General features: G+C 61.9%; 16 protein-coding genes, 1 other RNA gene and 3 pseudogenes. 7 read left to right on the top strand and 13 right to left on the bottom strand.

The window, feature by feature from the left end:
• Positions 1-131: 131 nt before the first annotated feature.
• The 4 genes from recR to dnaX form a co-directional block, all read right to left on the bottom strand.
• Complete coding sequence (gene recR, locus JWR98_RS23900; protein ID WP_042945124.1) at positions 132-734, bottom strand: recombination mediator RecR; 603 nt, start codon at positions 732-734, stop codon at positions 132-134.
• Positions 735-800: 66 nt separating this feature from the next.
• A complete protein-coding gene (locus JWR98_RS23895; RefSeq protein ID WP_205491375.1) occupies positions 801-1,835 on the bottom strand; it encodes an NADP-dependent oxidoreductase in 1,035 nt (344 codons plus the stop codon).
• A gap of 155 nt (positions 1,836-1,990) precedes the next feature.
• Positions 1,991-2,329 carry a YbaB/EbfC family nucleoid-associated protein gene (locus JWR98_RS23890; protein WP_003175481.1) on the bottom strand — a complete coding sequence of 113 codons (339 nt, stop codon included), beginning with the start codon at positions 2,327-2,329 and terminating at the stop codon, positions 1,991-1,993.
• A gap of 44 nt (positions 2,330-2,373) precedes the next feature.
• Positions 2,374-4,428, bottom strand: coding sequence for a DNA polymerase III subunit gamma/tau (dnaX, locus tag JWR98_RS23885; protein WP_205491373.1), 2,055 nt, complete (start codon positions 4,426-4,428; stop codon positions 2,374-2,376).
• A gap of 133 nt (positions 4,429-4,561) precedes the next feature.
• Between dnaX and JWR98_RS23880 the strand changes: the two are divergent.
• A pseudogene (locus tag JWR98_RS23880) lies at positions 4,562-5,322 on the top strand (substrate-binding periplasmic protein).
• A 54-nt stretch (positions 5,323-5,376) separates the two neighbouring features.
• Positions 5,377-5,748, top strand: a complete 372-nt coding sequence (locus tag JWR98_RS23875) for a VOC family protein (RefSeq protein WP_078734215.1) — start codon at positions 5,377-5,379, stop codon at positions 5,746-5,748.
• Here the strand turns inward: JWR98_RS23875 and JWR98_RS23870 are convergent.
• On the bottom strand, positions 5,662-6,621 hold the full coding sequence (locus JWR98_RS23870; RefSeq protein WP_205491371.1) for a DMT family transporter: 960 nt from the start codon (positions 6,619-6,621) through the stop codon (positions 5,662-5,664). The two genes, JWR98_RS23875 and JWR98_RS23870, sit on opposite strands and share 87 nt — an antisense overlap.
• A 101-nt stretch (positions 6,622-6,722) precedes the next feature.
• Between JWR98_RS23870 and JWR98_RS23865 the strand changes: the two genes are divergently transcribed.
• Together JWR98_RS23865 and JWR98_RS23860 are read left to right on the top strand one after the other, a co-directional pair.
• Complete coding sequence (locus tag JWR98_RS23865; RefSeq protein WP_078734217.1) at positions 6,723-7,586, top strand: LysR family transcriptional regulator; 864 nt, start codon at positions 6,723-6,725, stop codon at positions 7,584-7,586.
• 61 nt (positions 7,587-7,647) lie between these two features.
• The gene (locus tag JWR98_RS23860; RefSeq protein ID WP_205491368.1) at positions 7,648-8,553 is read left to right on the top strand and encodes a DUF2167 domain-containing protein; all 906 of its coding nucleotides are present in this window, start codon (positions 7,648-7,650) and stop codon (positions 8,551-8,553) included.
• Between the two features lie 56 nt (positions 8,554-8,609).
• On the opposite strand, the gene JWR98_RS23855 is transcribed toward JWR98_RS23860, so the two are convergent.
• Together JWR98_RS23855 and JWR98_RS23850 are read right to left on the bottom strand one after the other, a co-directional pair.
• Complete coding sequence (locus JWR98_RS23855; protein WP_078734219.1) at positions 8,610-9,206, bottom strand: hypothetical protein; 597 nt, start codon at positions 9,204-9,206, stop codon at positions 8,610-8,612.
• Between the two features lies 1 nt (position 9,207).
• On the bottom strand, positions 9,208-10,254 hold the full coding sequence (locus JWR98_RS23850; protein ID WP_078734220.1) for an N-acetylmuramidase family protein: 1,047 nt from the start codon (positions 10,252-10,254) through the stop codon (positions 9,208-9,210).
• Positions 10,255-10,514: 260 nt separating this feature from the next.
• Here JWR98_RS23850 and JWR98_RS23845 point away from each other — a divergent pair, with 260 nt between their 5' ends.
• The gene (locus JWR98_RS23845; protein WP_078734221.1) at positions 10,515-11,078 is read left to right on the top strand and encodes a hypothetical protein; all 564 of its coding nucleotides are present in this window, start codon (positions 10,515-10,517) and stop codon (positions 11,076-11,078) included.
• Between the two features lie 109 nt (positions 11,079-11,187).
• On the opposite strand, the gene ffs is transcribed toward JWR98_RS23845, so the two are convergent.
• The 6 genes from ffs to JWR98_RS23815 all read right to left on the bottom strand — a co-directional run bounded on the left by ffs (position 11,188) and on the right by JWR98_RS23815 (position 20,445).
• Positions 11,188-11,284: signal recognition particle sRNA small type (ffs, locus tag JWR98_RS23840), an RNA gene on the bottom strand.
• A 149-nt stretch (positions 11,285-11,433) separates the two neighbouring features.
• Positions 11,434-12,597 (bottom strand): zinc-binding metallopeptidase family protein, encoded by a 1,164-nt coding sequence (locus tag JWR98_RS23835; RefSeq protein WP_205491366.1) that lies wholly within the window; start codon positions 12,595-12,597, stop codon positions 11,434-11,436.
• Between the two features lie 116 nt (positions 12,598-12,713).
• Complete coding sequence (gene ligA, locus JWR98_RS23830; RefSeq protein WP_078734223.1) at positions 12,714-15,080, bottom strand: NAD-dependent DNA ligase LigA; 2,367 nt, start codon at positions 15,078-15,080, stop codon at positions 12,714-12,716.
• An 86-nt stretch (positions 15,081-15,166) separates the two neighbouring features.
• Positions 15,167-16,036, bottom strand: a complete 870-nt coding sequence (gene zipA, locus JWR98_RS23825) for a cell division protein ZipA (protein WP_078734224.1) — start codon at positions 16,034-16,036, stop codon at positions 15,167-15,169.
• A 258-nt stretch (positions 16,037-16,294) separates the two neighbouring features.
• Positions 16,295-19,783 carry a chromosome segregation protein SMC gene (gene smc, locus JWR98_RS23820; RefSeq protein WP_078734225.1) on the bottom strand — a complete coding sequence of 1,163 codons (3,489 nt, stop codon included), beginning with the start codon at positions 19,781-19,783 and terminating at the stop codon, positions 16,295-16,297.
• 2 nt (positions 19,784-19,785) lie between these two features.
• The gene (locus JWR98_RS23815; RefSeq protein ID WP_003175494.1) at positions 19,786-20,445 is read right to left on the bottom strand and encodes a GntR family transcriptional regulator; all 660 of its coding nucleotides are present in this window, start codon (positions 20,443-20,445) and stop codon (positions 19,786-19,788) included.
• A 280-nt stretch (positions 20,446-20,725) separates the two neighbouring features.
• Here JWR98_RS23815 and xdhA point away from each other — a divergent pair.
• Both xdhA and xdhB read left to right on the top strand, forming a co-directional pair.
• Positions 20,726-22,173 (top strand): annotated as a pseudogene (xdhA, locus tag JWR98_RS23810) (xanthine dehydrogenase small subunit).
• A pseudogene (xdhB, locus tag JWR98_RS23805) lies at positions 22,166-24,564 on the top strand (xanthine dehydrogenase molybdopterin binding subunit). Before xdhA ends, xdhB begins: the two co-directional pseudogenes overlap by 8 nt.
• Positions 24,565-24,591: the final 27 nt, after the last annotated feature.

The following is a 24,591-nucleotide window of genomic DNA, read 5'->3' as shown; positions in this document are numbered from 1 at the left end:
TTTGATGGCGAACACCGTCAAATGGTGGGAGGGGGCTTGCCCCCGATGGCGGTGGATCAGTGAGCAATGCATTGCCTGACACTTCGCTATCGGGGGCAAGCCCCCTTCCACATTGGGTACTGCGGTGTTCTTTAGAGTGCGATCGGCTTGCGACCGGCGAATGAGTGCGCCAGGGTGCCGCCGTCCACCAGCTCCAACTCGCCCCCCAACGGCACGCCATGGGCGATACGCGAGGTGATCAGGCCTTTGTTGCTCAGCAATTGGGCGATGTAGTGGGCCGTGGCTTCACCTTCCACCGTGGGGTTGGTGGCCAGGATCACTTCGCTAAAGGTGCCCTGCTCTTCAATCCGCGCCACCAGTTGCGGTATGCCGATGGCTTCGGGGCCCAGGCCGTCCAGTGGCGACAGGTGGCCCTTGAGCACGAAGTAGCGGCCGCGATAACCGGTCTGCTCCACCGCGTACACGTCCATCGGTCCTTCGACCACGCACAGCAGCGTGTCGTCGCGGCGCGGGTCGGCGCATTGCGGGCAGAGTTCTTCTTCGGTGAGGGTGCGGCACTGGCGGCAGTGGCCGACACCTTCCATGGCCTGGCTCAGGGCCTGGGCCAACCGGGTGCCGCCGCTGCGATCACGCTCCAGCAGTTGCAGCGCCATGCGCTGGGCGGTTTTCTGGCCGACGCCCGGCAACGTGCGCAGGGCGTCGATCAGTTGGCGAATCAGGGGGCTGAAGCTCATGGGCGAAAGGTCCGACAAAACAACGAGACGCGGTTTATACCCGCGCCTCGGATTAGCGTCAAATGCTCAATCCTGCGCGACCCGTACCACCAACTTGCCGAAGTTGCGCCCTTCGAGCAAACCGATAAAGGCTTCAGGGGCCTGCTCCAGGCCATCGACCACGTCTTCGCGGAACTTGATCTTGCCTTCGCGCACCCAGGGCGCCATGGCGCTGAGAAACTCGGGTTGGCGATCACCGTAGTCGTCGAACACGATAAAGCCCTGGATGCGCACTCGCTTGGTCAGCAAGGTGCGTTGCAACGCCGGCAAGCGATCAGGGCCGCTGGGCGCCTCATGGGCGTTGTAGCCGGCAATCAGCCCGCACAGGGGGACGCGCGCCTTGGGGTTGAGCAACGGCACGATCGCGTCGAACACCTTGCCACCGACGTTCTCGAAGTAGATGTCCACACCCTTGAAGCAGGCCTGCGCCAGCTCATGGGCAAATTCGGCGCTCTTGTGATCGATACAGGCATCGAAGCCCAGCTCCTCCACCACATAGCGGCACTTCTCGGCGCCGCCAGCGATCCCGACGACACGCAAGCCCTTAAGCTTGGCCACCTGCCCTACCACCGAGCCCACCGCGCCGGATGCCGCCGCGACCACCAGGGTTTCGCCGGCCTTGGGTTGACCGATGTCCGTCAGGCCCATATAGGCGGTCATGCCCGGCATGCCCAGCACACCCAGGGCCATGGAAGGACTGGCCAAGCCCTGGGGCACCGGCATCAGGTTACGACCGTCGGAAATGCTGTGGCTCTGCCAGCCGGTGGCCGCGACCACCAGGTCGCCCACTTCGAATTTCGGATTACGCGATTGTTCGATACGGCTGACAGCGCCACCAGTCATCACCTCGCCGATTTCCACCGGCGCCGCGTAGGACGGTGCATCGCTCATGCGTCCGCGCATGTAGGGGTCGAGAGACAGGTAAAGGGTCTTGAGCAGCACCTGGCCGTCCGCCAGTTCCGGCAGAGTGACGCGCTCCAGGCGGAAATTCTCCGGGGAGGGTGCGCCCTGGGGGCGTGAGACCAGCACGATGCGTTGGTTCAGGGTCAATTCTTGAGGCATCACGGGGCTCCTTTAACAATGATCGAAATTTCAATAGCCTCAAGTGCAGACACCGCCAGAGACGCACAGGTTCGACTCGGCAGCTGCGGGGGGAGCGGTGACAAAAAAATGCCAGGCGCTGGGCCTGGCATTGGAGTCTAGCTGACGCTGCTCGATCAGAACGGCAGCTTCATCCCCGGCGGCAGTTGCATGCCGGCGGTCACGCCACCCATTTTTTCCTGGCTGTTGGCTTCGATCTTGCGCACGGCGTCGTTGACGGCTGCGGCGAACAGCGCCTCGAGCATTTCCAGATCATCTTCACCCACGCCTGGCAGCACGCTTGGGTCGATGCTCACGCGCTTGATGTCGTGGCGACCGGTCATCACCACGCTGACCATATCGCCACCAGCCTTACCGGTAACTTCAGCGTTGGCCAGTTCTTCCTGCATCTTGGCCATCTTTTCCTGCATCTGCTGCGCCTGCTTCATCAGGCCGGCCATGCCACCTTTCATCATGGAAATCACCTCAAAAGTACGTGGATCAAGTAAGTAGCCCGGTGTCAGGACGCCTGAGGCACCGGGGCTTCGACAGGTTCAATTGTATCCGGGCGCACGACCGCGCCGAACTGTTGCATCATTTGCTGGATGAGCGGATCGCCATGGATCGAATCCTCAGCCTCGCGCTGACGATTGATACGCCGGCGCGTGGCGGCCTGGGCCGGGGTTTCCTGCTCAGGCTTGATCAGTTCGATGGCGATGGTCAACGTACGCCCGTGGTACTGGTTCAAGGCATCGTTGAGTCGACGTTGCTGGGTCGCGTTGAACAAGGCGCTATGGGCCGGGTCCAGGTGCAGCAACCAATGGTCGCCTTCGATGGAGATCAGCGTGCAGTTGGCGGCGATGCTGCCGGTCATGCCGGAGATCGGCAGTTTCGGGAACAGTTCCAGCCACTGCAACGCCAGACCGGTGGCGGGGGCCGCGGCGGGTTCAGGCTCGGGCTCGGGCGCAGGCTCGGCGGCGTGTTCGCTGGCCAGCTCGTCCAGGTAACTGTAGGCCGAATCCATGTCCGGCTCGATGTAGTCTTCGTCCAGCGGCGGCTCGTCGTCATCGAGGTCGATGCCCGGCGTGGCCGCGTCTACCTGGGCCACGGTCGGCTCGGGCAGCGGCGCGGATACCCATTCCGGCGCGGCGGGCACGACACTGTCGGGGGTGGGCGCGGGCATCGGTGTCAGCTCGGGCTGCTCGCCGCTGGTTTCCAGCACGGGTTCCACAACGGGCTGCAGCTCGGGTTCGGGCTCGACTTCGGCTTCCACCGGGGCGTTCCATGGCAGGTCCACGACCGGCTCGGGCTCGATAACCGGTTCCGGCTCGGCCACCGGCGCCGCTGCGACAGGCGCAGGCTCCGGGGCAGGCGCAGGCGCAGCGACCACTGGCGCAATCACCGCCGCGCCAGCCACTGGTTTGGCGGAATCAACTGTGGCCTGGCTGATCCCCACTGGCTTTAGCGGCTGCCTCGGTGCATCGGCCGAGTCTGCAGGCCGGAAGGCCAGCATCCGCAACAGCACCATCTCGAAACCGCCACGCGGGTCGGGCGCCAGCGGCAGGTCGCGGCGGCCGATCAGACCCATCTGGTAGTAGAACTGCACGTCTTCGGCCGGCAACGCCTGGGCCAGGGCCAACACGCGGTCGCGGTCGCCATGGCCGTTGTCGACGCCTTCCGGCAGGGCCTGGGCGATGGCGACGCGGTGCAGCACATTGAGGATTTCCGAGAGCACGCCGTTCCAGTCCGGGCCCTGCTCCGACAGGTGGCGCACGGCTTCGAGCAACGCCTTGGCGTCACCTTCGATCAGTGCGTGCAGCACGTCGAACACCTGACCGTGGTCGAGGGTGCCGAGCATGGCGCGCACATCGGCGGCCATGACCTTGCCTTCACCAAAGGCGATAGCCTGGTCGGTGAGGCTCATGGCGTCACGCATCGAGCCGTCGGCGGCGCGGCCGAGCAACCACAGCGCGTCGTCTTCAAACGGTACGTTCTCGACGCTCAGCACGTGGGTCAAATGCTCGACCACGCGCTCGGGGGTCATGTTTTTCAGGGAGAACTGCAGGCACCGCGACAAAATCGTTGCAGGAAGCTTCTGCGGATCGGTGGTGGCCAGGATGAATTTGACGTAGGGCGGCGGCTCTTCCAGGGTTTTCAACAAGGCGTTGAAGGAATGACTGGACAGCATGTGCACTTCGTCGATCAGGTAGACCTTGAAGCGGCCACGGCTGGGGGCGTACTGCACGTTGTCGAGCAGTTCGCGGGTGTCTTCGACCTTGGTGCGGCTCGCGGCGTCGATCTCGATCAGGTCGACGAAACGCCCTTCGTCGATCTCCCGGCACACCGAACAGGTGCCGCAAGGCGTCGAAGTGATACCGGTTTCACAATTCAGGCATTTGGCGATGATGCGCGCAATGGTGGTCTTGCCCACCCCGCGCGTACCGGTGAACAGGTAGGCGTGGTGCAGCCGTTGGCTGTCCAAGGCATTGATCAGAGCCTTGAGCACATGGGTCTGGCCGACCATTTCGCGGAACGAGCGCGGGCGCCATTTACGTGCAAGAACCTGATAACTCATCGAAAACCGTCGCAACTGGGAAGCGGAAGCCGGTAATGCTAGCGGAGCAAGGGGGAAATTGCATCCGGCACGCTCGTCTAATCTGACTAAGCTCTGCGCAGTGGCCCGGCAAGGGCCTGAACCCGGAGAGTGTATGCGCGTAGTCCTGGGCGCTTTATGGATGATGACCACGGCAAGCTTCGCGGCGCCCGCGCCGCTGCGTTTCTCGGTTTCCGACAGCTGGGCGATGCCCATGGTGCAGTTGGATAATGGCCGGCCCACCCAAGGTATTTTGTATGACCTGATGTCGAGCCTGGCCACCCACGTGGGCCATCCGGCGCAATTCCATGTGCTTGCACGCGCACGCATCGCTACGGCCATGGCCCATGGCGAAATCGATGTGCGCTGTTATGTCACGCCGTCATGGGTCGATGACCTGTCGGGCGATTACATCTGGAGTGTGCCGCTGATGGTGCAGCGCAATGTGCTGGTCAGCGCCCACAGCCAGCCGGTACAGGTGCTCAAGCTGGCACCCCAGTCGATCGGCACGGTGCTCAACTACCGCTACGCCATCCTCGATCCGCTGTTCGCCAGCGGCCAGTTGAGCCGGGACGATGCGCGCAGCGAAGAACAAGTGCTGCACAAATTGGCGGCCGGGCGTTACACCTACGCGGCGAGCAACGAATGGATCATCGACCGCTTCAACCAGAAAATGCCGGTCGCCACCGGCTGCACAAGGTGGCCGTGATTGACGAGCAAGACCTCGGCTGCCTCGTGCGCAATGACCCGAGCGTGCCGGTGCAACAGATTCTGCGCACGCTCCTGCAGATGAAGAGGTCCGGCGAAATCGACGACATCATCAAGCTGTACACCGGCGAGGATCCGGTGCCGCTGCACACTCCTGACAAGAACTGACAGGGCCACCTTATAAACTCGGCGCCACTCAACGTCCGTTCCCAAGGAGCCTGCATGAACACCCTCGCCCATTACTTCCTGCTGTATGTCGACAGCCCGGCCACCAGTGCCAACTTCTATAGCCGCCTGCTGGACAAGCCACCCGTGGAGCTCAATCCGACCTTTGCCCTGTTCATACTCGACAACGGCGTGAAGCTGGGCCTGTGGTCGCGCCACACCGTGCAGCCGGCCGCCGAGGCCACCGGCGGTGGGGGCGAAGTGGGCTTTGCCCTGGCTGACGCTGCCGCCGTGCGGGCGCTGCACGATCAATGGGTTGAGCGCGGCGCGCCGATCCTCCAGTCACCGACCGCTGTGGACTTTGGCTACACCTTCGTCGCCCAGGACCCCGACGGTCACCGCTTGCGTGCGTTCAGCCTGAACGACTGAGCGCCAGCGCCGCTCCAGGCTGATGGCCGCCACGCTGGTCAGCACAATCACCCCGCCGAGCACCACCTGCAGGGCAATGTGCTCTCCCAGCAGCGTCGCGGCTATCACCATCGCCACCGGCGGGATCAGGTACATCGCCACCGTCGCACGACTGACCTCGACATGCTTGAGCACATAGCCCCAGGCCAGGTACGCCAAGGCGCTGGGGAAAATCCCCAGCGCCAGCACCGCCAGGTTATCCGCCAACGGCGCCTGTGCCACAGCGGCAGGCAGGCCCGGCAGGTTGACGCCAAGCATCAGGGTGCCCGACCACACCATGTAGCACGCCATCGTCAGTGGGCTGTAGCGATGGGCGTAGTGCTTCTGGATCGCGAAATACACGCTCCACGAAAACGCCGCCAGCAGGATCAGCAAGCCATGCGGGTCGATATCGCCCACGCCCTGGTCGCCCCACATCACCACCAGCACCCCCAGCAACCCCACCAGCACGCAGCTCCAGCGCCAGGCGCTGACGCGTTCCTTCAAGCAGAAAGACGCGATCAGCACACTGAACAGCGGCGCCGACTGCGCCAATACGCTGGACGCCGCCGCCGTTACCCATTGCTGCCCGGCATTGAGGCTCATGTGGTGCAGGAACACGCCGAAAAAACCCAGCACCAATAACCACGGCACATCCCGCAGACACGGGCGACCAATGCCCATCACCAGTGCCACCCCGCCCATGAATACCGAGGCGATCAGGAACCGCAGCAACGCCAGTTGACCGGGGTTGTAGCTGTGCAGGCCGATGTGCACGCCAGTCGGCGAAAAGGCCCAGCAGAGGATCACACTGGCGATGACTAGCGTAAGCTTCACGGGTGACGGGGTATTCATCGAGGGGGTCCGAAACTGACAAGGAATGCCGTCAGTCTTGGCCCCGGCAGGCAGTAGGACAATTAAGTGTTTCTGACTTCTGAAATCAGCGGAACTGAGCAATGGAACTGGCCCAACTGAAAATGGTGCGAGCCGTGGCGCAAACCGGCAGCGTGGCCCAGGCCGCTCTGCAACTGCACTGCGTACCGTCCAACATCACCACGCGCATCAAGCAGCTGGAAAGCGAGCTGGGCACGCCGCTGTTCATTCGCGCCGGTCGCGGGCTGGCGATCAGCGCGGCCGGAGAGATCTTCCTGGAGTACTGCGAGCGCATCCTCGCGCTGGTGGACGAATCCAAGCGGGCGGTGGACGCCACCGCCATTCCCCGTGGGACCTTGCGCATCGGCGCGGTGGAGTCCAGCGCCAGCGGCCGCCTGCCGCCGCTGCTGGCGGAATATCACCGACGCTACCCCGACGTCAGCCTGGAGCTGGTGACTGGCGCCTGGGCCCAGTTGCTCGATGACCTGCAGCACCATCGACTGGATGTCGCGCTGGTGGCCGCCAGCAACAAGCGCGTCAAGCTCGAACACAGTGTGGTCTACAGCGAACGCCTGGTGCTGATCGCCAGCGCCTCCAGCGCGCCGATCCGCAGTGCCGAAGACCTCGCCGGCCGCACCCTGCTGGTGTGGCCGCCGGGCTGCCCTTACCGGGCGGCGCTGGAGAACTGGCTCAAGCCCCACGACTTCAAGCCGACCATCGCCAGTTATGCCAGCTGGGGCACGATCATTGGTTGTGTGAGCGCCGGGATTGGCGTGGCGCTGGCGCCGGAAGGCATCCTGGCCCGCTATGAGCAGGCCGATCAGCTGGCGTCGTACCGGTTTGACGAATTGCAGGCCGTCGACAACCTGCTGTTCTGGCACAAGGACACCCAGCGCCACCTGGCGCGGGATGCGTTTGCCGGGCTGCTGCGCGAGACGTTTGGCTAACCTGTAACGGATTATTTCAGTTATCCTCCCGCGAAATTAATTCAAAATGTAAGGGACTACCATGAATTACTTCCGCCGATTGCTGGCGGCAGCCGCGCTGAGCCTGACTGTCGCCCCCGCCTTTGCTGCTTCCGCCCCTGCTACGCCGGTTGAAGCCAGTGCGCCCGCCGAGACCGCCGAGCAGTTTCTTGCGTCACTCAAGCAACAGACCGGCACGGTCACCCTGCCCAGCGGCATTGCAACGCTCAAGCTCAACGATGAGTTCTACTACCTCAACCCCGCCGACACCGAACGCCTGCTCACCGATGGCTGGGGCAACCCGCCGGGCTTCAAGACCCTGGGTATGATCGTGCCCAAAGCGGTCAGCCCTCTGTCCGAGCGCGGCTGGGGCGTGATCGTCAGCTACAAGGCCGACGGGCATATTTCCGACGAAGACGCCGCGAAAATCGACTACGCCGACCTGCTCAAGCAAATGCAGGAAGAAGACGAAGCCGAAAACCAGGAACGCAAGAAACAAGGCTATGCCGGCCTGCACCTGCTGGGCTGGGCCGAACCGCCGCACTACGACGACACCTCCCACAAGATGTACTGGGCGCGCGAGCTCAAAGCCGACGACGCCGACCAGAACACACTCAACTACAGCATCCGCGTACTGGGTCGTGAAGGCGTGCTGGAACTCAACGCCGTCGCGGCCATGGCCGATTTGCCGACCATCAAGCAGGAACTGCCCAAGGTCCTGGCCTTTACCAACTTCACCGACGGCAACCTCTACACCGACTTCAACCCGAAAACCGACAAGCTGGCCACTTATGGCCTGGCAGCCCTGGTAGCCGGCGGGATTGCCGCCAAAGCCGGGCTATTCGCCAAGATCGGCATCTTCCTGCTGGCGGCGAAGAAGTTTCTGGTGATTGGCGTGGTCGCGCTGCTTGCTGGGGTGCGCAAGCTGTTTGGCCGTAACAAAGACTGAGTTCGGACATGAAAACGCCGCTGTGTGCCTGGCACACAGCGGCGCGGGGAAATGACTCAGTTCTGAGCAGTGGGTACGGCGAGACGGCTGTATTGATCCTGACTGATCCAGCCAGTGAACGAACGGTCATCGGCGTTGATGAACTCCACCTGCGCCCAGCCATCCTTGAACGCCAACACACCCACCACGTCATTTTTGACGATGTACGGGCGTTTCGCGACCTTGGCGCCTGGGGCTTTCTGCAGGTACGCCTTGTCGGCCGACACGGTGACCAGGCCGATCCACTGTTTGTTGGCGGTCTGGGTCAGGTCCAGGCCGGTGGCAATCTCCGGCATCAGGACGTTGAGGCAACCGGGATGCTGACGCCCTTCCTGCACGGTCAGGGTCACGCCATCCGACGAAGGCGCCACGCTGCCGGGGTAGGTGCTGTCGAGCCAGGTGGTGAGCGCGCCAGGCTTGCCTTGCAGGTAGAACGTGCAACCGCGGCTGACGCCCTCGCCCATTGATTCCGAATAGAAGCCTTCGACCTGATGGTCCGGCGTCACCGCCAGCATCAACCCTTCATACTTGCCCGAATGCAACGCCGCCGAACCGGCCATGGCTGGTGCCACGGCGCACAACGACAACGCACCTATCGCTAGAAAACGGATCATCCTATTTTTTCCCTTCAAGTTTTTCGTAGGCTTTCTTCATCAGGACGTCGTAGTTGCCGTAGTCCTCACCGTTATAGTTACGCGCCATGCCGGTAAAGTCCTTGGCCTTCATGGCCTTCATCAACGCCGGGCTCTTGCTGCAAAAGCCGAGGAATGCCTTTAGCTGGTTGCCGGCATTCACTTTCAACGCCGCCGCAAATTCAAACACTGTTTTGTAACCGCACGACGAAAAGTTGAAGCCCATGATCTGGAACATGCCCCACGAAGCCGACATCAATGCCGCTTCCTGGTCCAGGGCAAACGCAGTGGCCATGGTTTCCCAGGCTTTGATCTGGTCCTTGTTGTTCGTCTGCCACTGCGGCCCGGCCTTTTTCACATACGGGTAAGACAACAGAGGGTGCGCCTGGTCGTAAATGTGCTTGGTGTACTTGCGAAACAAGTGCCCTTCAAACGCGATCACCGGCAACTTGGCCGGTCCGAAACCTGAGCGTCCGCCGGATTCCACGGTGGCGAAGGCCTTGATGATATTCACCGGGATACCGTTGCCCAGCTGCGTGGCGGCGTTCTGATAGTCGGTTTCGCTGAGGGTCATGCCCCCGTCGCACGTGGCCTGGAGCATCAGTTGCCGGTTACGCCGTTCGGCCTCGATCATCGCGCGCATACGGTCCAGGTACACATTGACCGTGGCCTGTACCGCATCGCCGTTGTTGTTGCCGAAGGCATTGAGAAAGGTCGGGATGCGCTGGGTCGGGAAGGCCTTGACCGGCACTTTCACCGCTTCTTCGATCAGGCTGTTGAACGTGCGACCGGTGGGGTCGATCACACCATCGGGGTGGGCGTACTTCAGATGGCGGAACTGGTACTGACTGATGCACTGCACCAACTGACCATCACACTTGCCATTTTCGGCCAGCGGAAAACCCATCTTGGGAATGATCAAATTGAACAGATACTGGACGCACTGAACATCGGAGGGCAAGTTGCGGGCTTTACCCGGTGCGCCTACCGAAGCACTGATAAGACGGGGTAAACCTTGCAGGCTTTTCATCACAGACATCCTTGTTAGTTAAAGAAGTGATATCACTTCAATATCAAATCGGCGCCCCTGTCATAAGCTGAAACAAGTGGCTGGCGGAAACTAACAAGGTGGTTTCACGTTGTCCAGAAGCAGATATAAAACCTGTGAAAGAACCCTCACGGGTGGGCGCGCGAAAGGTAGATTTTTTGATTCACGCGCAGTATTCGATCACGCATTGGGCTATTGTCACCCGCGCAAAATGCCCTTTCGCCCCACTTTCAAGGATTGAAATGAAAGCCACACTGCTTGTTCTGTCTGTCTTGGCTCTACTCTGCGGCTGCACATCGCCAGCCCCTGTGCCTCCCGACCTGTCACGCCCTTCGATTGCCGAAACCCAATCGGTAGAGTTCGCCGGCAAGACGTTCGTTTTGAAATTCCACAAAGCGGGTCTCTGGGAGTTTTTCCCTGCGCAAGAAAGTATCGATGCCTGGAGTGAAATGGTGGACTTCACCGTCGTTGCTCCGGAATTTAACCGTTTCAAGCCGCTGGACCTGGCCAAGCGCGCCATCGCGCTGCACCAGCAGGAAAACCCGAACATGCCGGCGATCCTGCTGACGGACAATAAAACCGGAATCGATTATTCGATGATGTTTTTCCCCACGGCACTGCGTAAGGACGGACAGTTCTCTGAAATCAGTTATTTCAAGTACTACAAGGACACTGCCAGCGGCCAAACCATTATTTTTCACTACGCGCGCAATATTCCAAAACCGAGCAACCCGTCTGAAATCGCCATAGAGACAGGCCGCGAAATAGTACCGGTGATAGAGGCCTTCCCGCTGTACCGCCCGTAATGGGGTTAAGCGCATAGCACACATCCATTCGCGGGCAGCGGTTGCCAGCAAAGCGTGTATGAAATTTTGGATTGGAGGGGGTGAATCAGGGAGAGCGTTATGGAGGCAACCCCACCAGCCACACCCCGGCACACAATGTTCCCGCTGTGGCTGCTGCCTTCCGGCTCTGACCAGGTTCACGGGTAATCGTTGCGGGGGGACCGATGGGGTCACCATAACGACGCTGGCCTCTCGGCAAGCCGCGCCATTGTACCGATCTGATCGGAAGTTACAACCGTTGGTGACGGATTAAAAATATGAAGGAGCTCAAGCACTTGCCACGGCCATCCGCTTCCCCTCCCACATTGGCGCATCACTAAGCCTGCAACACCTCATCTGCCCTTCCGCCCTCTTCCTGGATCACCAGGTGAATAAAGTGCAGCTTGGCGATCACCGCCGTTGGCAGCACGAAGGGATAGAAATCCGGCTGGCCCATGCTGCGCGACAGTTCGTTGAGCATGCCGGCCAGTTCGATCCAGGCGTTGACGAACGACAGGAACGCCGGGCCGCCTGGGTGCTCGGGGTCGTAGAGCGTGGTGAGAGGAAACGGCTGGTAATCCAGGTCCATCTCGCGGGCGCTCATGCCAAAGCCCAATGCGGTGTCGACGGCGTCCATCATGTGCAGGTAATGCGCCCAGGTTTCCGCCCAGTCCTCCCAGGGGTGCATGGTGGCGTAGGCGCTGACGCAGGTATGTTGCCAGTCCGGGCGCGGGCCGTTCTGGTAGTGCTGGTCGAGGGCGTCGGCGTAACTGGCGCGTTCATCGCCGAATAACTGGCGAAAAGGCTCCAGCCAGTGGCTATTGGCGATCAGACGGTCCCAGTAGTAATGGCCGACCTCATGGCGAAAATGGCCGAGCAAGGTGCGGTAAGGCTCGCGCATCTGCACACGGATCTTTTCACGGTGGGCGTCGTCGGCTTCCTTGATATCCAGAGTGATCAGGCCGTTGGCGTGGCCGGTCATGGGCGCGTTGCCCTCAAGGTCAACGCCGACGAAATCGAATGCCAGGCCAGTGTCTTCGTCAACGCGCTTGGGCACCACTTGCAGGCCCAGGCTGATCAGTTGCGCCACCAGCCGGCGCTTGGCGGTTTCTACCTTGAGCCAGCGCTCGTGGTTTTCCGGCATCGACAGATCGGGGATGGTGCGGTTGAGGCTGCAGGCCACGCACAGCGCTGCGGTGCTATGCGCGGGGATCAGCCAGTTGCAGGCGGCTGGGGTGTCGAGGTTGGCGCAGCGACGGAAAGCGCCTGCGTCGAGGTTGTCGTCTGGCAGCCAGGTACCTTCGACGGGGCCGGGTTGCAGCGAAGACAAACGGCTTGGCTGCGGCTGGTAGCCCAACAGCGCCTGACAGGCCAGGCACTGGCTGTTGCGAAAGAACAGCGACTGGCCGCAACGACACTGCCAGACCTTGCTGTTGCGCGAGGTGTCGGCCATGAACGGTGCGGCGATGCGCGAACTGAGTTGCTCGAAGTAGCGGAACATGGCGATCTCTCCCTGGGTGACTGAGACTAGATCATTTGGGGCTTGGGATCGTTCCCCTTTCTTTGGGGGCTGCCATGCAGCCGGCGGGAGCAGGCTCCCTCGCCACGGGGACCGCGTCACACTGCAATGTTGTGCTTGGCCAGGAAGGCCACGAACGCCTCTTCATCCAGCACTTTCAGGCCTAGTTCGCTGGCCTTGGCCAGTTTTGAACCGGCACCCGGCCCGGCCACCACGCAATGGGTTTTTGCCGACACGGAACCGGCGACCTTGGCGCCCAGGCTTTCGAGTTTTTCCTTGGCCACGTCGCGGCTCATCAACTCCAGGGAACCGGTGAGTACCCAGGTATGACCGGCTTCGGGCAGGCCCTCGACGACTTTCTTCTCGCTCTGCCAGTGCATGCCGAAGTCCTTGAGCTGCTGCTCGATGGCCAGGGCGCGGTTGGCGTTGTCGGCATTGTCGAAAAACTCGCGTACGGCCTTGGCCTGCTTCTCGGGCAGGGCCTGGCGCATGTCGAGCCAGTCGGCCTTGATCACGCCTTCGAGGCTGGCGAACTTGTCCGCGAGTTTCTGCGCGGCGCCCGGGCCCACGCTGGGTACGTGCAGCTTGTCGAGCAAACCGCCCAGGGTGGTGCTGGCGGCGAACTCGGCGCTCAGTTCGCCCTGGTCCTGCAATTGCAGGCCGCATTCGTCCGGCGACAACAGCGCGCCGATCACCTGCTGGTTATGGCTGTCTTCGAAAAAGCTGTGGATCTCGTGCGCCACTTCCAGGCCCACGTCAGGCAAGTACGTCAGCACTTCGGGCAAAGCCTTGCGCACCCGCTCCAGGGACGCCAGGGAGCGCGCCAGCACCTTGGCGGTCTCCTCGCCCACATCGGGGATGCCCAGGGCGTAGATAAACCGCGCCAGGGTTGGCGCCTTGCTGTGTTCGATAGCGGTGATCAGCTTTTTGCTGGAAATGTCGGCAAAACCTTCCAGGTCGATGATCTGCTCGTATTTGAGTTTGTAGAGGTCTGCCGGCGAGCCGATGAGTTTTTCATCCACCAGTTGCTCGATGGTCTTGTCGCCCAGACCGTCGATGTCCATGGCCCGACGCGAGACAAAATGGATGATCGCCTGCTTGAGCTGCGCGCCACAGGCCAGGCGCCCGACGCACCGGTACACCGCGCCTTCGCTGACGGTTTCCTTGCCTTTGCTGCGCTTGACCAGTTGTGTGCGCTCAACATGAGAGCCGCACACCGGGCAGCTCTCGGGGATCTGCACGGCGCGGGCGTCTTTTGTACGGCGCTCGGTGATCACCGACACAACCTGCGGGATCACATCGCCAGCACGACGGATGATCACGGTGTCGCCGATCATCAGGCCCAGGCGCGCGACTTCGTCCATGTTGTGCAGGGTGGCGTTGGAGACGGTCACACCGGCGACCTTGACCGGCTTCAAGCGCGCCACCGGGGTAACGGCGCCGGTGCGACCGACCTGGAATTCCACGTCGAGCAGCTCGGTGAGTTCTTCCATGGCCGGGAATTTATGCGCGATGGCCCAGCGCGGCTCGCGCGCACGGAAGCCCAGTTCACGCTGGGAAGCGATGCTGTTGACCTTGAACACCACACCGTCGATTTCATAGGGCAGGCTGTTACGCCGCTCGCCGATGTCGCGGTAGTAGTCCAGGCACTCCTGGATACCCTTGGCCAGCTTCAACTCGTGGCTGATGGGCATGCCCCACTGCTGCAACTGCTTCAGGTTGCCGATATGGGTGTCGCTGATATCGGCGGTCACCTGGCCGATGCCATAGCAGCAGAATTCCAGCGGGCGGCCGGCGGTGATCTTCGAGTCCAACTGGCGCAGGCTGCCGGCGGCGGCGTTGCGCGGGTTGGCGAAGGTCTTGCCGCCCACGTCCAGTTGCGAGGCGTTAAGCCGCTCGAAACCGGCCTTGGACATGAACACTTCACCGCGTACTTCCAGGGTCGCCGGCCAGCCGGTGCCGTGCAGCTTCAGCGGGATATTGCGCACGGTGCGCACGTTGACGCTGATGTCTTCACCGGTAGTGCCGTCGCCACGGGTAGCGCCGCGCACCAGTTCGCCGTCCTGGTACAGCAGGCTGACCGCCAGGCCGTCCAGCTTGGGCTCGCAGCTGTATTCCACCGCCGCGCCACCACCAAACAGATCGCCCACCGGCAGGTCGAGGCCTTCGGTGACCCGGCGATCAAACTCCAACATCGTGGTTTCATCAAAGGCGTTGCCCAGGCTGAGCATCGGAATCTCATGCCGCACCTGGGTGAACGCCGACAACGCCGCACTGCCGACCCGCTGCGTCGGCGAATCACGCGTCACCAGCTCCGGATGCTCGGCCTCCAGGGCCTTGAGCTCGTGGAACAGGCGGTCGTACTCGGCGTCCGGAATGCTCGGCTCGTCGAGCACGTGGTAACGGTAGTTGTGCTGATCCAGTTCAGCGCGCAGTTCGAGGATGCGGGTATGGGCGGCGGTCATGGGTGTTCTCTCATAAAGCAAAAGAGCAGCCGAAGCTGCTCAAATGTTGGTGCGCTTATTCTATCGACAACGCTCGAGGCCAAACCTCAGCGTTTCTGTGTCAGGGCGCGACGCTCGAATTCGACGATGCGCTGACGGTAGTGTTCGATGGTCTGGGCGGTGAGGACGCTGCGTTGGTCGTCCTTGAGTTCGCCGTTGAGTTCCTGGGACAGCTTGCGGGCAGCGGCCACCATCACGTCGAACGCCTGTTTCGGGTGACGCGGGCCTGGCAGGCCGAGGAAGAAGCTCACCGCCGGGGTGCTGAACAGGTCGATATCGTCCAGGTCGAAGGTGCCCGGCTTGACCGCATTGGCCATGGAAAACAGCACTTCGCCATTACCGGCCATGCTTTCGTGACGGTGGAAGATATCCATCTCGCCGAAACGCAGGCCACTCTCGAGGATGTTCTGCAGCAGTGCCGGGCCTTTGAAGCCGGCGGCGTCGCGGCAGATCACGCTGATCACCAGCACTTCTTCGGCGGCCGGCTGATCATTGACCGATTGGCGCGACGCGCTGGCGGTCTTGCCGACGTTTTCATCCGGGAAATCATCGTCGCGGCTGCTGAAGCTCGGACCGTCGTCGACGTCGAGGTTCAGGTCGCCCTGATGCGGCTCGGCCACGCCGGCGGCGGCGCGCTTGCCGCGCTTGGTGGACGGTTCACGGGCTTCACGCACCGGCGCGCTCATCGACGGCAAGTCGTGCTCGTCCAGCTGCGGCTCTTTATGGGTGTCCAGCACACGGGGCGGCCCCAGCAGCTCGGCGCTGCCGTCGTCGTCGGGCAAGTTGGACAGGTTGCGGTCCAGACGGAATTTGAGCTTGCCCTTGCCACCGCGCATGCGGCGCCAGCCATCAAAAAGAATACCGGCAATGACAATAATGCCGATGACGATCAGCCACTCGCGCAGACCGATTTCCATGTAATCCCGTGCCTCTATAAAAAATGCTGAAAAATAAGGGGTTTAGCACCGTGCAAACCGCTTTAAAACGTGGCGCCAACTCTATGTTCTGACTGACGTTTTGCCCACGCACACGAAAAATTGACATTAAACTAGCACGACCAAAGATAACTTTACACCGTCTGTCAAAATGCCTTGAACAAATATGTCCATTTGCCACTTTCGCCAGACCGGTAAATCGTCCTACGGCATGCCAAAAAAATTCTCTCTCAGCGCGGGTCAGGACTCCACCATCGCCATCGCTTCTTCGACATCCACCGCGACCAAACGCGAACAGCCCGGTTCGTGCATCGTCACGCCCATCAGTTGATCAGCCATTTCCATGGCGATCTTGTTGTGGGTGATATAGATGAACTGCACGGTCTGGGACATCTCTTTGACCAGTCGCGCATAACGTCCCACGTTCGCGTCATCCAGCGGGGCATCCACTTCGTCGAGCATGCAGAACGGCGCCGGGTTCAACTTGAAGATGGCAAATACCAGGGCCAATGCGGTCAGGGCTTTTTCGCCGCCGGACAACAAATGGATGGTGCTGTTCTTCTTGCCCGGAGGCCGCGCCATGATCGTCACCCCTGTATCGAGTAGATCTTCGCCCGTCAGTTCCAAGTAAGCGCTGCCACCGCCGAAAACTTTTGGAAATAACGCCTGTAAACCGCCATTAATCTGATCAAAGGTATCTTTGAAGCGGTTGCGGGTTTCCTTGTCGATCTTGCGGATTACGTTTTCGAGAGTATCCAGGGCTTCGACCAGGTCGGCGTCCTGGGCATCCAGATAACGTTTACGCTCGGATTGTTGCTGGTATTCGTCGATGGCGGCGAGGTTGATCGCGCCCAGGCGCTGGATACGCGCGGCAATGCGCTCAAGTTCTTCTTCGGCGTCTTTCTCGTTGGCCTGGGCGGTCAGCGTATTGAGCACGCCGTGCAGGTCGTAGCCGTCTTCGAGCAACTGGTCCTGCAGCGTTTTGCGGCGCACGGTCAGAGCCTGCCATTCCATGCGTTGTTGTTCGAGCTGGCCGCGAATCAACTGCGATTGCTGCTCGGCCTGGGTCCGGCGTTTTTCCGCATCGCGCAGTTCGCGGTCGGCGTCTTCCAGGGCGATTTGCGCGGTCTTGAGTTCTGCGTCGACGGTCATGCGCTTGTCGAGCAATTCTTCGAGCTTGAGGCGCAGCTCTTCCAGCGGCGCTTCGCCCTCCTCCAGGTTGAGGCTCAGTTGCTCGCGCTTCTCGGTGAGGCGTTCGGACTGCATCTCCAGGCGTTCAAGGGCCTGGCGCGTAGAGTCGTGCTGGGCGCGCAGCGAGCCGAGACGCACCGCCAATTGATGCGCGTGGTCCTTGTGTTGCCGCGCCTCCTGGCGCACACGGTCGAGGCGTTCACGCAGGCTGTCGCGCTGGGCCAGCAGCAGTTCGCGCTGCTCGGTGTCCAGGGCCATGCTGTCGAGGGCTTCCTGCAAGTGCAGGCGCGCTTCGCCGATCTGTTCATGCTCCAGGGCACGTTGCTCGCCCATCTCAGCCGCTTCTTCGTCGAGACGCGTGCGGCGCAGGGTCAGTTGCTCGGCCTTGGCCTTGCTGGCCGACAGTTGTGCTTTCAATTCGCCCTGCTGGCGCGCTTCGTCCTGCAACAGCCGGCGCAGGTGTTCGCGGCCGGTCTCTTGCTGGCGCTGGGTGGCGCGCAGGGTTTGCAGTTCGGTTTCGAGGCTGTGCAGGGTGGCTTCGCGCTCTTCACGTTCGGCGATCAGGTTGACGATTTCCTGGCCACGGGCCAGCACCCCGCTTTCTGCTTCACTGGCGCGACGCACACGCAGGAAGTGGCGGCCGACCCAGTAACCATCCCGGCTGATCAGGCTTTCACCGGCCGCCAGCTGACCGCGCTGGGCCAGGGCCTGCTCAAGTGATTCGACCGGTTTGACCTGGCCCAGCCACGGCGACAGATCAATCGCCGCCTCGACCTTGTCCAGCAGGCTGCCCGGCACCCGCGCACCATCGGCGGCGGGGCTGAGCAAACGCAGATCACCCTGGACAAACCCGGCCAGGTCAAAACCGCCAAAATCGTCGACCAGTACGGCTTGCAGGTCGGCGCCGAGCACGGTTTCCACCGCCAGCTCCCAGCCGGCCTCGACCTTCAAACCTTCAGCCAGACGCGGGCGCTCGGCCAACTGTTGGTCGCGCAGCCATTCGGCGGTGCCGGTACCGGGGTCCAACGCAGCTTGTTGCAACGCTTCCAGGGAAGCCAAACGACCGTTGAGGCGCTGCAAATCGCCCTGGGCCTGCTGCTGCGCCTGGGTCGCCTGTTGCAGTTGCTGACGCAGTTGCTCCAGGCGCTCCACTTGCTGTTCTTCGCTGGCTTCGAGCTCCTCAAGGGTCATTTCGCTTTCGGCGAGCTGCTCGCTCAGCTCCATGATCGCTGCGTCTTCCGGGTCGGCGGCGAGCAACACGCGCTCTTCCTGCAGCCGCCGCTGGCGCTCGGCCAGGCGCTCCATGCTGGTTTCCAGTTGCTGGATGCGCGACTGCTGCACTTCGGCCTGGCGACGCGGCTCGGCCGATTGCAGGTTGAACGTGTCCCACTGCTCCTGCCAGCCGTGCATGGTGGTTTCGGCTTCTTCCAGGGCGGCGGCGGCTTCTTCGGCGGCGGCGCTGGTGATTTCCTGTTCGGGGGTGAGCATGTCCAGCTCTTCGCCGAGCGTCAGCAGCAAGGTACGGTCATGACCCAGGTGCGATTCGGTCTCCAGGCGCGCACGCTCGGCTTCCTTGAGATCGTCCTGCAACTGGCGCAAACGCTGCTGGCCGTGCTGGATGCTCTGCTCCACGCGGGCGATATCGCCACCCACCGAATAGAAGCGGCCCTGCACCAGATTGAAGCGCTCGGACAGGTCATGATGGCCGTCACGCAGGCGTTCGATGCTGGCGTCGGCATTGCGCTGCTCGGCCACCAGCGCTTCGAAGCTGATTTCCTGGGTGCCGATGATCGCTTCGCGCTGGCCCACTTGATCGTTCAGGGCCTGCCAGCGCAGGGCCGACAGTTGTGCCTTGAGCTGGCGCTCCTCGCCCTTGTATTCCTGGTACTTCTCGGCCGCCTGGGCCTGGCGGTGCAGGCGCTCCAACTGGCGCTCCAGCTCTTCGCGCAGGTCGGTCAGGCGGGCCAGGTTTTCGTGGGTGCGGCGGATGCGATTTTCGGTCTCGCGGCGGCGTTCCTTGTACTTGGAAATGCCGGCCGCTTCTTCGATAAAGTTGCGCAGGTCTTCGGGCTTGGCTTCGATCAGCTTGGAGATCATGCCTTGCTCGATGATCGAGTAGCTGCGTGGCCCAAGACCCGTGCCAAGGAAGATATCGGTGATGTCGCGTCGCCGGCACTTGGTGCCGTTGAGGAAGTAGCTGTTCTGGCTGTCGCGCGTGACTTTGCGGCGAATGGAAATCTCGGCGTAAGCCGCGTACTCGCCGATCAGGGTGCCGTCGGAGTTGTCGAACACCAGTTCGATGCTGGCCTGGCTCACCGGCTTGCGGCTGGTGGAGCCGTTGAAGATGACGTCGGTCATCGACTCGCCGCGCAGGTTTTTCGCCGAGCTCTCGCCCATCACCCAACGTACGGCGTCGATGATGTTCGACTTGCCGCACCCATTGGGTCCGACCACCGCCGCCATGTTACTGGGGAAGTTCACCGTGGTCGGGTCGACGAAGGATTTGAACCCCGCCAACTTGATGCATTTGAGCCGCACGCTTAGGCGTCCGCCAACGCTGCGATCACCAATGAACTGCTGCGCTGGCAATAAGCCGACAGCACCTGGCGGATCTGCGGCAGGTCACGGGCCAGCACGGCGGCGAGCAGTTGCTCGAACAACGCCAGGTACTCGCTCATGGACGCCTTGCGCTGATCCAGCGCCAGGTAATAGGCGCGGTTCATCGCCGGTTGCAGGTTCTCGACGGTTTCCTGCAAATACGGGTTATTGGCGAAGGGATACGCGGCGCGCATCACATTGAAGCATTCTTCGACAAAGGCGCGGATGTCCTGGCGCTCGAAATTGCTCACCAGCCGCTGCTGGATCTGCACGAACGGCGCCATGTCGGCCTGGGTCTGCCAACCCAGGGCAACCGCGTTGCCGAGCAGGATGTACAGCTCACTCATCAGCGTGCACAGGCTCTGCACCTTGTGCGCGGTGAGTTCGGTGACGTGGGCGCCACGGCGCGGCAGGATCGCGATGAGGTGGCGGCGTTCGAGGATCAGCAAGGCTTCGCGCACGGACCCACGACTGACATTGAGTGCCAACGTGACTTTCTGTTCCTGGATCCGTTCCCCAGGCTTGAGATCGCCGCGAATGATGCGTTCGGCGAGGTGGTGAGCGATTTGCTCGGCGAGACTGTCCGGCGCCTTGAACGTCATGTTTTACCTTCAAAATCTTCTATCGGTACAAGCGCGGCAGTGTAGCGCATTGGCCCGCTGATGGCGCTACGCCCACGGGGGCGAATTTGGCATGAAATAAGCAATGTTTCAGGCGTACAAGCCCGCAAAAACACCGGTTCCAGAAGACTGAACCATAATTGAACGTGTTGTGAGCGTATTTTCTTGACCCTTAAGTCAGAAAACAATTGACCGAAAAGTCAGACATGACTAGATTCGGCGCAAAGCGGTTAACAACAATAATGAGTCTGCGAGGCCTTCCGTGATCCAGTTTTTACTCAACCAGGAACTCCGTAGCGAGCACGCCCTGGACCCCAACCTGACCGTACTCGACTATTTGCGTGAGCACCTGGGCAAATCCGGTACCAAGGAAGGCTGCGCCAGCGGCGATTGTGGTGCGTGCACCGTGGTGATCGGCGAGTTGCATACGGACGATCAAGGCGCCGAGCACATCCGTTACCGCAGCCTCAATTCGTGCCTGACCTTTGTCTCGTCCCTGCACGGCAAGCAACTGATCAGCGTCGAAGACCTCAAGCACCAGGGCCAACTGCACAGCGTGCAACAGGCCATGGTCGAATGCCACGGCTCGCAATGCGGCTTTTGCACGCCGGGTTTTGTGATGTCGTTGTTTGCCCTGCAAAAGAACAGTGACGCCCCCGACAGCGCCAAAGCCCATGAAGCCCTGGCCGGCAACCTGTGCCGCTGCACCGGTTACCGCCCGATCCTCGCCGCCGCCGAACAAGCCTGCTGCAATAAACCGCGGGACCAGTTCGACAGCCGCCAGGCACAGACCATCGCCCGCCTCAAGGACATCGCCCCGACCCAAACCGGCGAGCTCAACAGTGGCGACAAGCGTTGCCTGGTGCCGCTCACCGTGGCCGACCTGGCCGATCTCTATGACGCCTACCCACAAGCGCGGCTGCTGGCCGGCGGTACCGACCTGGCGCTGGAAGTCACGCAGTTCCACCGCACGCTGCCGGTGATGATCTACGTGGGCAATATTGAAGAGATGAAGCGCGTCGAAACCTTCGACGACCGCCTGGAAATCGGCGCCGCCACGCCTTGTCCGATTGCTACGCGGCGCTCAACCGCGAATACCCGGACTTCGGCGAACTGCTGCAGCGTTTTGCGTCCCTGCAAATCCGCAACCAGGGCACCCTGGGCGGCAATATCGGCAACGCCTCGCCGATTGGCGATTCACCGCCGCTGCTGATCGCCCTGGGCGCGTGGATCGTGCTGTGCAAGGGCGAGACCCGCCGCACGCTGGCGCTGGAAGACTACTTCATCGACTACCGCGTCACCGCCCGCCAGGACAGCGAATTCATCGAGAAAATCATCGTGCCCAAGGGCCATTCACTGTTCCGGGCCTACAAGGTGTCCAAGCGTCTGGACGATGATATTTCGGCGGTGTGCGCGGCCTTCAACCTCAAGCTCGACAACGGCGTGATCAGCGATGCACGCGTGGCGTTCGGCGGCATGGCGGCCACGCCAAAACGCGCCAAACACTGCGAAAGCGTACTGATCGGTGCCACCTGGAACGCCGCCACCGTGGAAACAGCCTGCGCCGCCCTGGCCGAGGATTTCACCCCGCTGTCGGACTTCCGCGCCAGCAAGGAGTACCGCCTGCTCAGCGCCCAGAACCTGTTGCGCAAGTACTTCATCGAACTGCAAACGCCGCACATCGAGACTCGGGTGACCGCTTATGTCTAATCATCACGCCGTGGAAAAAACCCAGGCCGAACTCGCCCAATTGTTCGCCCAGGACCTGACCACCGGGGTCGGTCGCAGCGTCAGGCACGACAGCGCCGCCAAGCACGTCAGCGGCGAGGCGCAGTACATCGACGACCGCCTGGAATTCCCCAACCAGTTGCACCTGTATGCGCGCCTGTCCGACCGCGCCCATGCACGCATCATCAGCATCGACACCGCGCCGTGCTACGCCTTCGACGGCGTGCGTATCGTCATTACTCACGAAGACGTACCGGGGCTCAAAGACATCGGCCCACTGCTGCCCGGCGACCCGCTGCTGGCCATCGACACCGTGCAGTTTGTCGGCCAGGTGGTGCTGGCCGTGGCCGCCCGCGACCTGGACACCGCACGCAAGGCCGCCATGGCTGCGGTGATCGAATACGAAGACCTGGAACCGGTGCTGGATGTGGTCGAGGCCTACCGCAACAAACACTTCGTGCTCGACAGCCACACCCACCAGCGCGGGGATTCGGCCGGCGCACTGGCAGCGGCGAAAAACCGTATCCAGGGCACGCTGCACATCGGCGGCCAGGAACACTTCTACCTGGAAACCCAGATCTCCTCGGTGATGCCTACCGAAGACGGCGGCATGATCGTCTACTGCTCCACGCAGAACCCCACCGAGGTGCAGAAACTGGTGGCCGAAGTGCTGGACGTGTCGATGAACAAGATCGTCGTCGACATGCGCCGCATGGGCGGTGGTTTTGGCGGCAAGGAAACCCAGGCCGCCAGCCCCGCGTGCTGTGTGCGGTGGTCGCGCGCCTCACCGGCCAGCCGACCAAGATGCGCCTGCCGCGTGTGGAAGACATGTTGATGACCGGCAAGCGCCATCCGTTCTACATCGAATACGACGTAGGTTTTGACGACAGCGGGCGCCTGCAGGGCATCAACCTGGAGCTGGCGGGCAACTGCGGTTGCTCGCCGGACCTGTCCAACTCGATTGTCGACCGTGCGATGTTCCACGCCGATAACGCGTATTACCTGGGCGACGCCACGGTCAATGGCCACCGCTGCAAGACCAACACCGCGTCGAACACCGCCTACCGTGGTTTCGGCGGCCCGCAAGGCATGGTCGCCATCGAGGAAGTGATGGACGCCATCGCCCGCCACCTGGCGCTGGACCCGCTGGCGGTGCGCAAGGCCAACTACTACGGCAAGACCGACCGCAACGTCACCCACTATTACCAGACTGTCGAGCACAACATGCTCGAAGAGATGACCGCCGAGCTTGAGGCCAGCAGCCAATACGCGGAGCGGCGCGAAGCGGTTCGCCGGTACAACGCCCAAAGCCCGATCCTGAAGAAAGGCCTGGCACTGACCCCGGTGAAATTCGGTATTTCGTTCACCGCCAGCTTTCTCAACCAGGCCGGTGCGCTGATCCATATCTACACCGACGGCAGCATCCACCTCAACCACGGCGGTACCGAAATGGGCCAGGGCCTGAACACCAAGGTCGCCCAGGTAGTGGCCGAAGTGTTTCAGGTCGACATCGACCGGGTGCAGATCACCGCCACCAACACCGACAAGGTGCCCAACACCTCGCCGACCGCCGCCTCCAGCGGCGCCGACCTGAACGGCAAGGCCGCCCAGAACGCCGCCGAAACCATCAAGCAGCGCCTGGTGGAATTTGCCGCGCGCAAGTACGACGTCAGCGAAGCGGATGTGCAATTCCATAACGGCCACGTGCGCGTGCGCGAGCAGATCCTGACCTTTGAGGCACTGATTCAGCAGGCGTATTTCGCCCAAGTCTCCCTGTCGAGCACGGGTTTCTACAAGACCCCGAAAATCTTCTACGACCGCAGCCAGTCACGCGGGCGGCCGTTCTATTACTACGCCTTTGGCGCGGCCTGCTGCGAGGTGCTCGTCGACACCCTGACCGGCGAATACAAGATGCTGCGCACCGACATCCTCCACGATGTCGGCGCCTCGCTGAACCCGGCCATCGACATCGGCCAGGTGGAGGGCGGTTTCATCCAGGGCATGGGGTGGCTGACCATGGAAGAGCTGGTGTGGAACAACAAGGGCAAGCTGATGACGAACGGCCCGGCCAGCTACAAGATCCCGGCCGTGGCGGACATGCCCTTGGACCTGCGCGTGAAGCTGGTGGAAAACCGCAAGAACCCGGAAGACACGGTGTTCCATTCCAAGGCCGTGGGCGAGCCGCCGTTCATGCTCGGGATTGCGTCGTGGTGCGCGATCAAGGATGCCGTGGCGAGCCTGGGGGATTATCGCCATCAGCCGCAGATCGATGCGCCGGCGACACCGGAGCGGGTGTTGTGGGGGTGTGAGCAGATGCGGCGGTTGCAGGCGGTTGTGCCTGTAGAGACTGAAACCGAATTGGCTTCGCTTTAGACCGAGGCGCTGCCATCGGGGGCAAGC

The organism is Pseudomonas lactucae (genome assembly GCF_016937615.1).
GTDB lineage: Bacteria > Pseudomonadota > Gammaproteobacteria > Pseudomonadales > Pseudomonadaceae > Aquipseudomonas > Aquipseudomonas lactucae.
Note: the sequence above shows the minus strand (reverse complement) of the source record. Positions and strands in the feature narration are given on the sequence as shown.

Coding starts and splice junctions, on each gene's coding strand:
- JWR98_RS23835 (WP_205491366.1), bottom strand. CDS start 12,597: ATGTTCCGCTACTTCGAGCAACTCAGTTCGCGCATCGCCGCACCGTTC.
- JWR98_RS23860 (WP_205491368.1), top strand. CDS start 7,648: ATGAATTACTTCCGCCGATTGCTGGCGGCAGCCGCGCTGAGCCTGACT.
- JWR98_RS23850 (WP_078734220.1), bottom strand. CDS start 10,254: ATGAAAAGCCTGCAAGGTTTACCCCGTCTTATCAGTGCTTCGGTAGGC.
- zipA (WP_078734224.1), bottom strand. CDS start 16,036: ATGGAAATCGGTCTGCGCGAGTGGCTGATCGTCATCGGCATTATTGTC.
- recR (WP_042945124.1), bottom strand. CDS start 734: ATGAGCTTCAGCCCCCTGATTCGCCAACTGATCGACGCCCTGCGCACG.
- JWR98_RS23890 (WP_003175481.1), bottom strand. CDS start 2,329: ATGATGAAAGGTGGCATGGCCGGCCTGATGAAGCAGGCGCAGCAGATG.
- JWR98_RS23845 (WP_078734221.1), top strand. CDS start 10,515: ATGAAAGCCACACTGCTTGTTCTGTCTGTCTTGGCTCTACTCTGCGGC.
- dnaX (WP_205491373.1), bottom strand. CDS start 4,428: ATGAGTTATCAGGTTCTTGCACGTAAATGGCGCCCGCGCTCGTTCCGC.
- ligA (WP_078734223.1), bottom strand. CDS start 15,080: ATGACCGCCGCCCATACCCGCATCCTCGAACTGCGCGCTGAACTGGAT.
- JWR98_RS23855 (WP_078734219.1), bottom strand. CDS start 9,206: ATGATCCGTTTTCTAGCGATAGGTGCGTTGTCGTTGTGCGCCGTGGCA.
- JWR98_RS23895 (WP_205491375.1), bottom strand. CDS start 1,835: ATGCCTCAAGAATTGACCCTGAACCAACGCATCGTGCTGGTCTCACGC.
- JWR98_RS23870 (WP_205491371.1), bottom strand. CDS start 6,621: ATGAATACCCCGTCACCCGTGAAGCTTACGCTAGTCATCGCCAGTGTG.
- JWR98_RS23815 (WP_003175494.1), bottom strand. CDS start 20,445: ATGACGTTCAAGGCGCCGGACAGTCTCGCCGAGCAAATCGCTCACCAC.
- JWR98_RS23875 (WP_078734215.1), top strand. CDS start 5,377: ATGAACACCCTCGCCCATTACTTCCTGCTGTATGTCGACAGCCCGGCC.
- JWR98_RS23865 (WP_078734217.1), top strand. CDS start 6,723: ATGGAACTGGCCCAACTGAAAATGGTGCGAGCCGTGGCGCAAACCGGC.